We start from the raw sequence: 12,244 nt of genomic DNA, 5'->3' as shown, positions 1-12,244 counted from the left end.
GATGAATATGGAAAGCAAAATGGAAAAAACGGATTGGCTGTTTTTAGGTTTGTGCTTGTTGCTAGGGATTTTAGCTGAAGAATCATTTTTTCGTGGGCAAGTAGGGATTTCATATTTGGTGTTTCTGATGGCTTTTTATGGAGTATTTTTTTGGCGGTACCGACGCTTTACGTTTACCCACCAACGTTTCGGTTACCTGGTTCTATGCTGCATCTGGCTTCTGGCCGCAAGCTACTTTCTAAATGATAATAAATTTTTTAATGTATTAAACATTTTAGTGATACCTGTGCTAGTTGTTTTTCATATAGTCATTGTAACAAGTCCGAAAAGTATGCAGTGGAATAAAATCTGGTTTATACCTTATTTGTTTTTTAGACTGTTAGATGCAATCAAGTATAATGCGGCAATGACTAAGTTGATTGGAAGCGGTGTAAAACGTGGTGTGGATGAAGATAAATTTATCATCTGGAAAAAGGTTTTCATCGGTATTCTAATCTCAATCCCAGTCCTATTTGTGGTTTTAAGTCTTCTTATGTCGGCGGATACTCAGTTTGAACGGATTATGGGAGGAATTCCGAATTGGTTCGAGGTATTAGATGCGGAAGGCATAATAAGGTTAATTGTCATTCTTATTTTTACGGCAGCATTCTTTGGGTTTATGCAAATCTTGATTAAAAAGCAAATTGAGGTGATCAAGCAGCCTGAGTTCCAACAGGGATTGAAAGTGGATGCGATTATCACCATAACGGTTCTTTGTTTAATAAATATCGTTTATCTATTATTTACCGTAGTTCAGTTTAAATATTTCTTCAGTGGAACCCTTCAGGGTGATTATACCTATGCGGAGTACGCTAGGAAGGGCTTTTTTGAACTGTTATTCGTCACCATCATTAATTTATCGATCATTGTGGTTGTGTTGACTTTCGTGGGCTTGACATCTCATTTTATAAAAAGATTTACGCAAATCCTGCTGACACTTTTGGTGTTTTCAAGTGCTGTGATGCTATGCTCGGCTTTTATCAGGTTAAGTATGTATGAAGCTGCTTATGGGTTTACCTTTATAAGAGTCATGGCACACTCGTTTATGATATTTTTAGTGTTTATTTTTACCTATACATTGGTGAAAGTTTGGATAGAGCGGCTGTCGTTATTTCATTTTTTCTTTATTTCATCCTTGCTTTATTACACAGTCATGACTGTCATCGATCCTAATCAAATTGTCGTAAGTAAGAACCTCGACCGCTATGAATTAGCAGGGAAAATTGATGTTCACCACTTTGACAGCCTGTCCTATACTGGCGTTCTGGGGTTAATCGACCTTTACGAAAAAGATAAGAATATTGAAGGTTTGACGCAAATTTTAGAAGTCAGGCAGAAGGAGGCCCTAACAAAGGATAGATCATGGCAGTCCTATAATTTAAAAAGAGAGCAGGCATTTATGGAGCTGAGAAAGCTTCATGTTAAATAATACAATACAAAAACCGGGCTGGGCGGCCCGGTTTATTTTCGTTTTCTGCTGAATTAAGGCAATTCCACTGATTAATTAATCGCCATTAAACATATCAAAAAGACCGCGGGCGATGCTGCCTTCATCCTTGCCGCCGCCTCGTGATGGTGCTGCAGCAAATACCCGGCTTGCCAGCCTGCTGAATGGCAGCGACTGAATCCAAACTGAGCCAGGACCACGCAATGTTGCAAAGAATAAGCCCTCGCCGCCGAACAATGCCGTTTTAACGCCTTTTACAAACTCAATATCATAATGGACATCACGAGTCATTGCTACCAAACAACCTGTGTCAACACGCAAACTTTGACCAGGAAGAAGATCCTTTTTAATGATCGTTCCACCTGCGTGAACAAACGCCATTCCGTCGCCTTCAAGCTTCTGCATGATAAAGCCCTCGCCGCCGAAGAAGCCAACGCCAATTTTTCGCTGGAACTCAATGCCGACCTGAACTCCTTTTGCCGCTGCGAGAAATGCATCCTTTTGACAGACAATTTTGCCGTTAAACTGACTTAAATCCATCGGAATGATTTTTCCAGGGTAAGGGGAAGCGAAGGATACATGGCGTTTACCTGCACCTGCATTCGTGAAGGTTGTCATAAATAAGCTTTCACCTGTTAACACGCGTTTTCCCGCTGAAAACAGCTTGCCCATTAGGCCGCTGCCACTACCTCCAGAACCATCACCAAAAATGGTCTCCATCTGAATATCGTCATCCATCATCATGAAACTTCCCGCTTCTGCGACAACTGTTTCCTGCGGGTCCAGCTCCACCTCCACAAACTGCATATCATCGCCGTAAATTTTGTAATCTATTTCGTGGTTATTCATAACGGATTCCTCCACTTATAAAAATAAATTCCCAAATATATTTTAAAGGAATTAGGAAAAAAGTGCTAATTTTAATAAAAACAAAATAAAAAAGACGCCTGAAAAATTCAGGCGTCTTTGCGTATTGCGGCGAAAAAACCACACTCCACATTGTGCGCTCCTAAAAGGAATGTTTTCTCGTCTTATGCAATTCAGCTCATCGCTATGCTATTGTACCATAAACAAAAAAAGAAAACAATTGTATATTTTTTAGATAATAAGTATAAAATTTTTCCAATTTTTATACTTAACGCATAAATTCAACTACGTCTCTGTCTTCGTCCTATCGGACTCGCCAATCGACGAGTTTTCATTTAACAATTACTATTGATTATTTTTATCTATTATTATATATTCAAATAATCAGATATACAAAAATAGGTGATAAGAAGGGTGAGTATGTTTACAGACAAAAGATTCCATCATTATTCTTTAAAGAGTGTACCAAAGGATCTGCTCTCAGGGTTGATTGTCGGGGTGATTGCGATCCCCCTTGGTATGGCCTTTGCCATTGCTTCCGGAGTGAAGCCAGAGTATGGAATCTATACGACCATTGTTGCCGGGATTCTTATCTCCTTATTCGGCGGCTCCAAGTATCAAATTGGCGGTCCAACAGGTGCGTTTATTCCGATTTTGTTCGGAATCGTCATGACGTATGGCTATGAAAACCTGCTGATTGCGGGTTTTATGGCTGGAGTAATCCTTGTCTTAATGGGGATATTTAAGCTTGGTTCGCTGATTAAATATATCCCAAGGCCTGTTACCATCGGCTTTACCGCAGGTATTGCGGTAACCATTTTTACAGGACAGATTGCTAGTTTCCTAGGTTTAGAGGGCATCAAAAAGCATGAGGAATTTATTTTAAACATTAAGGAAATTGTTGTGCACCTTGGATCTACGAATATTTTCAGTATTTTAACAGCAGTGATCTGTTTGGCAACGATTATCATAACACCAAAAATCGCGCCAAAGGTTCCGGGGCCTTTAATCGGTTTAGTCGTATCAACGGCCGCTGCTTCATTGTTTTATCATGGTGCGGTAGCAACCATTGGAACGGCCTATGGTCAAATTCCTAGTACGCTGCCCGCTCTGCATGTGCCTGAGTTAAATATGGATATCATCCTAGAATTGATCAGGCCGGCCTTTATTATAGCCATGCTTGGCGGGATTGAATCGCTTCTTTCTGCCGTGGTCGCAGATGGGATGACGGGCGGTCGTCACAACAGCAATAAAGAGCTTGTCGGGCAGGGTATTGCCAATATGATTACGCCATTATTTGGTGGGATTCCGGCGACAGGTGCCATTGCCCGGACAGCAACAAATATAAAAAATGGAGCAGTTTCACCGTTATCAGGGATTTTTCATGGAATTGTGGTACTGCTTGTGTTAATCTTTTTTGCACCATATGCTTCGTTTATTCCACTTGCCAGCATGGCGCCGATATTAATGGTCGTTGCTTGGAATATGAGCGAGCAAAAAGTTTTTGCCCATATTTTTAAAACAAAATCAACGGACTCTCTTGTTCTTGTCGTCACATTTGTATTAACAGTCTTTGTGAACTTGACCGTGGCGGTGGAGGTAGGTTTGGTCATGTCAGCCATTCTGTTTGTCAAACGGATGAGCGACGTCATGATTACGGCTAAAGCGCTGCCCAACCCGCAAACCAATCGGGCCAAGGTGGAAACTGGGATGGTGACCGACACACACGACTGTCCGCAGGTTAGCATCTTTAATATTGAAGGACCGCTGTTCTTTGGTGCAGCCCTTACATTTGAAGAAACGATCATGAATACCATCAATTATCGTCCCAAGATTCTGTTGCTGCGGATGGGCAGGGTTCCATTTATGGACACAACAGGGGAAGCGAATTTGGCAAGTATTGTACGCCACTTTTCCAAAAATGGTATAGTATTAATATCAGGAATAAATCCGCAGCCGGAAAGTGTATTGAAAAAGACGGGGTTATACGAGGTTGTTGGTGAACAACATTTCTTTGCTCATACCGGTGAAGCCATTCAATATGCTTTGAAGGAAATAAATCAAAATAAATGCCTAGGCTGTAAGCATTTTGCATTTAGAGAATGTAAGAAGCTTTCCGGTACAGAGGCAAAAGAGGGAAGCAGACAGAAATTAACGGCTACCTTCTAGTTTTACAGTAAAGGTGATGATGAATTGAATTTAGAAATGCAGCGATTTAAAGCAGAGTTTTTTAAAGCTTTGGCTCATCCATTAAGAATTCGTATTTTAGAAATTCTCGCCGAGGGAGAAAAAAGTGTCAATGAAATACAGACACTTGCGGGCAGTGAAGGCTCGGCTGTTTCACAGCAGCTGCAGGTACTAAGAGCGAAAAATATCGTATCGGGCACCAAGGATGGAAACAAAGTTATCTACACGTTAAAGGATCCTATGATTATCGACCTGTTAGCAGTAGCAAGACAGATTTTCAACAATCATTTGGTCGATACCATCACCATATTGGATAAGTTTAAAGAAGAGGAAGAAGTACCAGCAGTTACGCCGAAGAATTGAATTCTTCGGTTTTCCTATTTAAATAGTTAACCAGTCACGACTTTTCCGAAAGGAAAGCCTAAATATTTTTCTTCAAAAAACGACATATGATTCTTGTTTTCTTCCTCATCTGATAGATTAAAAGTAAATTATTATTGTTAGAATAATAAAAAATCATGGGATTGGCAATAATCATGTCGGTTTATGTCGTCTTGCCCTTCCTTGACTTTCCTACTAAATAATGATAAATTGTAAACAGCCGTTGCACGAGATTAGATTTATGTAATATGCTTGATCAAGGTTTTGACCGAAGTTTGGATGAAGTAATGAGTAAAGCTATCTGCGTTGTAATTTGGTGAATTTTACACATGGCTTTTTTCAAGCCAATAGGAGGATTTTTTTTTATGAAAAACGGTAAAGTAAAATGGTTTAACTCAGAAAAAGGTTTCGGATTCATCGAAGGAGAAGACGGAAACGACGTATTCGTACATTACTCTGCAATCCAAACTGAAGGTTTCAAAACTTTAGAAGAAGGCCAAGAAGTTTCTTTCGAAGTAGTTGAAGGAGCTCGTGGACCACAAGCTGCTAACGTAACTAAGAAGTAATTTTATCAAACTAACTATAACAGTCTGGTACTTGTACCGGACTGTTTTTTATTGTCTCCCCACACAATGGATATTATCCCCCCATCTTCCAAAAAACATAACCCATTTCCAAGGCAAGCCTGCTATATATTTTGCTATAATAATAGTATTGTATAAACGTATTTAAAACATGGAGTGATGCAGATGAAATTTATCCATACCGCTGATTGGCATTTAGGAAAATTGGTACACGGCGTTTACATGACGGAAAATCAACGCGAAGTCCTATACCAATTCGTGGACGTAGTTGGGGAGGAGAAACCAGATGCAGTTGTCATTGCCGGTGATCTTTACGACCGTTCTGTTCCTCCTACCGATGCCGTTGAACTTCTTGACGAAATCCTTTTTAAAATAAATGTTGAATTAAAAACCCCGATTGTAGCCATTGCCGGAAATCATGACAGCGCGGAGCGCCTTTCGTTTGGCAGTTCATGGTACAAGCACAGCCAATTTTATTTATCAGGCAAACTCACGAACAGCTTTGATCCAGTTCGGATTAACGGGGTAAACTTTTATCTCGTACCGTACGCAGAGCCTGGGGTCGTACGCCAGCTTTTAGAGGATGACTCCATCCACTCCCATCAAGAAGCGATGAAGAGGATGATTGGCAAAATCGAAGAAACTTTAAACCCGAATGAACCGAATGTTTTGGTTGGACATGCCTTTGTATTAGGCGGAGTTCAATCCGATTCTGAACGAATCTTATCCGTTGGCGGCTCAGGATGCGTCGGCGCAGAATTGTTTGAGCCATTTTCTTATACGGCATTGGGCCACCTTCACAGCCCTGATGCGATTACCCACGAAAAGGTTAAATATTCTGGCTCTCTGTTAAAATATTCTTTTTCCGAAGCCAAACAAAGAAAGTCTATTTCCATCATTGAAATGGATGAGAAGGGAAACTTTGAACACCGTTACCGTTCTCTTACTCCATCACATGATATGCGCGAGATGGAGGGATATCTTGAACAACTGCTGGACCCGCAATTTTATGAAAAAGAACGGACTCAAGACTATTTAAAAATTAACCTATTAGATGAAGGAGCTCTTATTGACCCAATTAATAAGCTGCGCCAAGTATACCCGAACGTGCTTCATTTAGAGCGGAAAATTGAGATGACCGATTTAAAGAAAAAACAATCCTTCAATGCCCTTCGAAGTGAGAAAAAGTCGGAAATCGATTTGTTTGAACAATTTTACAATGAGATGACAACGTCTGAATTTACAGTGGATAAAAAAGATGCCATGTCAGAAATCATCGATAAAGTGTTGAAGGGGGCAGGCTCAAGATGAGACCGTTAAAACTAACGATTAAAGCATTTGGCCCTTATGCTGAAACGGAAGTGATTGACTTTACGGAACTGGGCAATCGGACGATGTTCGTCATATCTGGAAAAACGGGTGCTGGAAAAACGACGATTTTCGATGCGATTAGCTATGCCATTTACGGTAAGGCAAGCGGCGAGGATCGTAACGGTCCCGAACTCCGGAGTCAATTTGCCAAGGATGATTTGCTGACCGAGGTTTCTCTGGATTTTTCATTAAGGGGCAAGGTCTATTCCATTACCCGCTCGCCTCAGCAGTTGAAACCAAAGGAAAAAGGTGACGGCTACACTTCAATTGGTGCAAAAGCCGAATTATATATGTGGGACGCCGAAGGGGAGAAAAAGCTGTTAGCCTCCAAAATCAACGATGTAGAGGAAAAAATTAAAGAAATCATGCTGATTGATTCCAATCAATTCCGGCAGATCTTAATGATACCTCAAGGCGAATTCCGCAAGCTGCTAACATCAGACAGTAAAGATAAGGAAGTCATATTGCAGCGGCTGTTCCATACGCAGCTTTATAAAATGGTTGAGGATAAGCTGAAAGAGGAAGCGAATGAACTGAAAAAGTCCGTTGAAGACCAAGTACAGGCTAGGAACGAAGCCATTCGTCGGATTCAAGCAGTGACCAATGATGAACTTCGGGAATATGTAGCAGCCGGAAGTGACAATGACACCATCATAATGCCGTTATTGACAGCTGAAATTGCCGGTATGGGGGAATTATTGGGGCAGTTGTCTGAAGAGTTAAAGGAAAAGGTAAAGCAGCAGGATGCTCTTAAAGGCATGTTGTTTGAAGCAGAAGAGACGCTTAAACAGCTGCAAAAGAAGGAAGAACTGAAGGAAAAGAAGGTTCTTTTGGAATCTCAGGTTGATTTGTTCTTGGAAAAAGAAAGACAGGTTCAGCGTGCCCAAAAAGCGGCCCTTTTAGCCAAACAGGAAGAGTTATGCCATCGTTTGAAGAGCGAATTGGATCGATTAAATGCTAATGTTGCTACACTAAAAACGGAGGTAGGAAATTTAACTAGCCTCAAGGCACAGTCAGAAATAAGCCTCCAGATGGAACTCGAAAGAGAAGCAGACCGGCAAACAGCACAAGAGGAAATAAACCGGTTAGTTAACATGAAAGAGGATGTTTATTCATTTGCATCTTTAATGAAAGAGGTTGGTAAGGTAGAAACCTCCTTGCAAACCTCAAGAAACAACCAGGTGAAAACGGAACGTAATCTTGAATTAACAGAACAACAGTTAAAACTCCTTCAACAGCAAAAAGAGGAAATTGAAAAAGGCCAGCTGGCATTTGTTGAAAATAAACAGCTGATTGAAAAACTGCAGTCAGAGCTTGAGCGTCTTGACAAATTTGAAAACTTGCTTGGCCGCCATCACAAGGCTAAACAGGAACTGCAAATAATTACAGGGCGATATGAAAATACGGCTGCCAGATTTCAAGATGCAAAGGCCCTTGTGGAAGAACTGGAGCAAAAATGGCTGCATGGACAGGCTTCTCTTTTAGCCGCACAATTGCACGAGGGGGAAGCTTGCCCAGTTTGCGGTTCTGAACATCACCCTGCTAAAGCCGTCCTGCACGATGGAAGTGTTCCAAGTGAAGAAGACATGAAGGCAGCGAAAGTACAAGCGTCTAAATGGGAAAAAGATAAATCTCTTGATGAAGCAAAGCTTTACCAGTGCCAGTCTGCAGAAAATACACAAAGGGAAACAGTAGAGGAAGTCCTAAAGGAAATTCGCGGTTACCGTGCTGAGTTCTCCGAACCTGATTTACCACTTCTGAAATCGGAGCTTCTTGCTGAGAAAAATAGTCTGCAGGAAACGCAACGAAAATTAGCGGAAAAAATGAATAAGCTCGATTTGGTTAAGAGGGAACTGGGGAATCAGGAATTAGAAAAACAAAAGCTGCAAAAGGCGATTCAACTATTAGGACAAGAAGTTTCGGAACTGACAGTTCAATATACTGAGAAGAAGACAATTCTGACTAGAATGATGAATACAATTCCGGAGAATCTCCGTTCTGAATCAGCATATGAAAAAGCACTCACCATCTCTAAAAACCGCTATGATGCGCTAATTAAACAGTTAGAAGAGGCACAACGGCATTTGCAATCCGTAAATGCAAAGCTTGCTGCCGAATCTGCAAGATTGCAGGACGCCGAGAAGCACTTTGATTCGAAACAGCAGGAATTAACCACTGAACGTGAGATTTTCAAGAATAAATTGGTGGAACAGGGCTTCGAAAACTATAATGTCTATCATGCGTCAAAACTTTCTGAAGCTGTGATTCGCGGCCTCGAAGCAGAGATTCGCGGGTTTAGGGAGGAATTACGTTCTGTTTCCGACCGATTGAATGAATTAACGGAAAAACTAATGAATGTGAAAACTCCAGATGTGGACGGGCTTAAAAATGAGCTTGCGACCATTGACAGTGAAATAGCGGCGTTAAACCGCAATTATACGGACCTTTTTGTGAAAAAACGGGATAACGAAGAAATCTTCAACCGTGTGGAAAAATTAAATGAAAAAATGAAGGTCCTTGAGGAACGGTATAAGCTGATTGGACATCTTTACGAGATTACGAAGGGCCAGAACAGCTTCCGGATTACCTTTGAACGGTATGTGTTGGCAGCTTTCTTGGATGATATTTTACAAGAAGCTAATCACAGATTGAAGAAAATGACGTCAGGCCGTTTCCAGTTGCTGCGAAAAACAGACCGTGCTAAAGGGAATGCCCAAAGCGGCTTGGAATTGCTGGTATTTGACCAATACACAGGCCAGGAACGCCACGTTAAAACATTATCAGGCGGAGAAAGCTTTAAGGCTTCCTTGTCACTTGCGCTTGGTCTGGCAGATGTGGTACAAAACTATGCCGGCGGGGTTTCGCTCGAAACCATGTTTATCGATGAAGGATTCGGTACACTAGACCCTGAATCACTTGAACAGGCGATTGAAGCGTTAATGGATATCCAAAGCAGCGGGCGCTTGGTCGGAATCATTTCGCACGTTCCGGAATTAAAGGAACGAATTGATGCAAGACTTGAGGTTATCGCGGGGCAAGCCGGGAGTCGGACGGAGTTTGTGTTTACGAATTAAACAAAAGCGAGTGGGGAAACCCACTCGCTATTTTTCGTATTTATATAAATGGAAAAAGGTTAAACTACCATTAGTTTTTAAAATGGCTGGAGGGATAACATGTCAGACTTTTGTCCAATATTGTGGCCGGAAGAGCCAACTCCGGAAGACTTAAAAAACTGCAGTGAGTGCGGCTTAGATAAGCATGGTTCACGGATGGTTTGGGGAGAGGGGAACCCGGAAGCCCCGATTATGATAATTCTTGATAACCCGGGAGCCCGCGAGGACAGGGAAGGAAATCCATTCGTATGTGGGACTAGGCAAACTCTTCAAAAGGCTGCCCATCATGTTGGTTTCACCATGGACGATTTGTACGTGACCTTTATTTTAAAAAGAAAACCGGTAAGAGCCTATGACAAAGAACATACGCGTGAAACATGCATGATTCATCTAAAGCAGCAGCTGGAGGAAAAGCAGCCTAAGCTGATTCTTTGCTTTGGAAACGTAGCGGTTCAATCCTTTTTCGGCAATTCGGAAGCAGAGGTAAAATTGCTTCGTGGTGCCATTCATGAAATTAAGGGTTACCCTACTGCCGTCGGCTATCATCCCTTAGCAGTCAGGCGCCGTCCTAATCTTTGGTCAGTGTTTTTGGAGGATTGGAAGGTTGCTGCAGAATACTACCATTCAAAAAGCGGCACTCATTAACAAGCGCCGCTTTTTTAGAAGGTTAGGAAACCATATACATAGAGTGATTAATAAATATGAATGATCCCGCTTGAAACATCAAAATCAACAGCATGCTTTCCAGACCCATGTGTACCATTGATGCTGTCTTTATCCTGGACTTTTTCTTGCAATGGCAAGTCGCATTTAATCAAACCGCTGCTAAACGCGCCATCTAATTTAAAATCAGCATCATCGGGCAGGTCAAGATTAACTAAACCTGAGCTGACATCCATTTTGACGGAATCCCTTAATTCATCAACTTGAACCGCCAACTTCCCCGAGCTGACGTCGGCAGCTAATGCACCAGAATAATGCTTAATGTCGAGAACTCCAGAACTGAGATCAAATATACCTTTATCAGCTTTAACAAAATTGATGTCTGCCTTTCCTGATGATACGCTCTGATTAAGCTCTTTCACATCGAGATTGTTAAGCTTTATATATCCAGATCCGATATCAACAGTTAATTTTTGTAATTGCATTGGTTTAGTTTTGGATTCCCCGGAAAAAGTTAAATATCCGGATCCAAGATCAATGGTCATATCTCTATTGTATTCCTCCGGAATGTAGATTTTTAGATTGCTTTTGTTATTTCCCCAATTGAACCATGTAAACCATTTGCTCTTTAGCGAAACCTCTACAGCATCCCCATTGTCCTTAACAGTCAGCTTTTGTTTGCCTTCATAAACCGCCTTTAAATCTTTCCGGTCTTCAGGAATAATGGTTGTCTTGACACTGCCCACATCTACATTGATCACCTTCGTATCATTGGTAATGGCAACTTGCCCATCATTTTTACCTGAACCAAATACATCGAATGTGTAGGATTGGTTAAAAACAATATATAAGCCGGTTATAACCAATAGTAGTATTAAAATTCTCTTCATCATTTCCATCCCCTTATCTTTCATACATCTTCTATATATAGCATAAGAAATCCTTTGATTTTCCACGATGTACCAGGGGTTTATTTTCAACTAAGACTTGAGGTGTATTTATAATTGGTAAAAAAGCAGTCCAATTTACATTTGAATAACTTAAGGAAATTTACAATTATAAAAATTTGAAGGAAAATATAATTAGATTGCGGTGGCTAAGTTTGGAAGGTTAAATTGTATAAGCAATTGATTTTTAAACTATATATAAATAAACAAATGAATGGATTAAAGAAGTGGCCGCTTAAAGCAAGAGTTCCCATTAATGATTGAAAGGTGAGGATTAACATTACAAAGATTTGCATCGTACGACACGGGGAAACTGAATGGAACGCTATAGGAAGACTACAAGGAAGATCGGATATCCCCTTAAACGCGAAAGGAATCAAGCAGGCCGAGGAAAGTGGAGAATACCTAAAAAATTCACAATGGGATGTTATTATAACCAGTCCATTACAACGAGCAAAAAAGACAGCGGAAATTATCAAGACTTATATAAATGTTCCTTTAGTTGTGATGGACGATTTTAAGGAAAAGTCCTTTGGTGACGCAGAAGGAATGACAATTGAAGAAATAAGGACGGCTTTCCCTGACAGAAATTATACGAATCAAGAAAGTGCAGACGCCCTGATTAAACGTCTTATCGGAGGACTG

Annotated in this window: 10 protein-coding genes; 8 read left to right on the top strand and 2 right to left on the bottom strand. The window is 40.9% G+C overall.

Annotated features, from left to right (window positions below):
* Positions 1–7 precede the first annotated feature (7 nt).
* Positions 8–1,468: a DUF4153 domain-containing protein gene (locus tag KHB02_RS00925; RefSeq protein WP_213140479.1), complete on the top strand. Its 1,461-nt coding sequence runs from the start codon at positions 8–10 to the stop codon at positions 1,466–1,468.
* Between the two features lie 75 nt (positions 1,469–1,543).
* Here KHB02_RS00925 and KHB02_RS00920 read toward each other — a convergent pair whose 3' ends face one another.
* Positions 1,544–2,335 carry a TIGR00266 family protein gene (locus KHB02_RS00920; RefSeq protein WP_213140478.1) on the bottom strand — a complete coding sequence of 264 codons (792 nt, stop codon included), beginning with the start codon at positions 2,333–2,335 and terminating at the stop codon, positions 1,544–1,546.
* Between the two features lie 438 nt (positions 2,336–2,773).
* Between KHB02_RS00920 and KHB02_RS00915 the strand changes: the two genes are divergently transcribed.
* The 6 genes from KHB02_RS00915 to KHB02_RS00890 all read left to right on the top strand — a co-directional run bounded on the left by KHB02_RS00915 (position 2,774) and on the right by KHB02_RS00890 (position 10,634).
* Positions 2,774–4,522, top strand: coding sequence for a SulP family inorganic anion transporter (locus KHB02_RS00915; protein WP_213140477.1), 1,749 nt, complete (start codon positions 2,774–2,776; stop codon positions 4,520–4,522).
* 24 nt (positions 4,523–4,546) lie between these two features.
* Positions 4,547–4,903, top strand: coding sequence for an ArsR/SmtB family transcription factor (locus KHB02_RS00910; protein ID WP_213140476.1), 357 nt, complete (start codon positions 4,547–4,549; stop codon positions 4,901–4,903).
* Positions 4,904–5,286: 383 nt separating this feature from the next.
* Positions 5,287–5,487 carry a cold-shock protein gene (locus KHB02_RS00905; RefSeq protein WP_042463935.1) on the top strand — a complete coding sequence of 67 codons (201 nt, stop codon included), beginning with the start codon at positions 5,287–5,289 and terminating at the stop codon, positions 5,485–5,487.
* A 183-nt stretch (positions 5,488–5,670) separates the two neighbouring features.
* Positions 5,671–6,816: an exonuclease SbcCD subunit D gene (locus KHB02_RS00900; RefSeq protein WP_213140475.1), complete on the top strand. Its 1,146-nt coding sequence runs from the start codon at positions 5,671–5,673 to the stop codon at positions 6,814–6,816.
* A complete protein-coding gene (locus tag KHB02_RS00895) occupies positions 6,813–9,950 on the top strand; it encodes an AAA family ATPase (RefSeq protein WP_213140474.1) in 3,138 nt (1,045 codons plus the stop codon). Before KHB02_RS00900 ends, KHB02_RS00895 begins: the two co-directional genes overlap by 4 nt.
* A 99-nt stretch (positions 9,951–10,049) precedes the next feature.
* Positions 10,050–10,634, top strand: a complete 585-nt coding sequence (locus KHB02_RS00890; protein ID WP_213140473.1) for a uracil-DNA glycosylase — start codon at positions 10,050–10,052, stop codon at positions 10,632–10,634.
* 47 nt (positions 10,635–10,681) lie between these two features.
* Here the strand turns inward: KHB02_RS00890 and liaG are convergent, their stop codons facing one another.
* Complete coding sequence (gene liaG / locus KHB02_RS00885) at positions 10,682–11,545, bottom strand: LiaG family protein (protein WP_241113641.1); 864 nt, start codon at positions 11,543–11,545, stop codon at positions 10,682–10,684.
* A gap of 333 nt (positions 11,546–11,878) precedes the next feature.
* Here liaG and KHB02_RS00880 point away from each other — a divergent pair.
* A partial coding sequence (locus KHB02_RS00880) for a histidine phosphatase family protein (protein ID WP_420848057.1) occupies positions 11,879–12,244 on the top strand: 366 nt, incomplete at its 3' end.

Source organism: Neobacillus citreus (assembly GCF_018343545.2).
GTDB lineage: Bacteria > Bacillota > Bacilli > Bacillales > Cytobacillaceae > Neobacillus > Neobacillus citreus.
The sequence above is the reverse complement of the archived record's forward strand: the minus strand, read 5'-3'. Positions and strand labels throughout refer to the sequence as shown.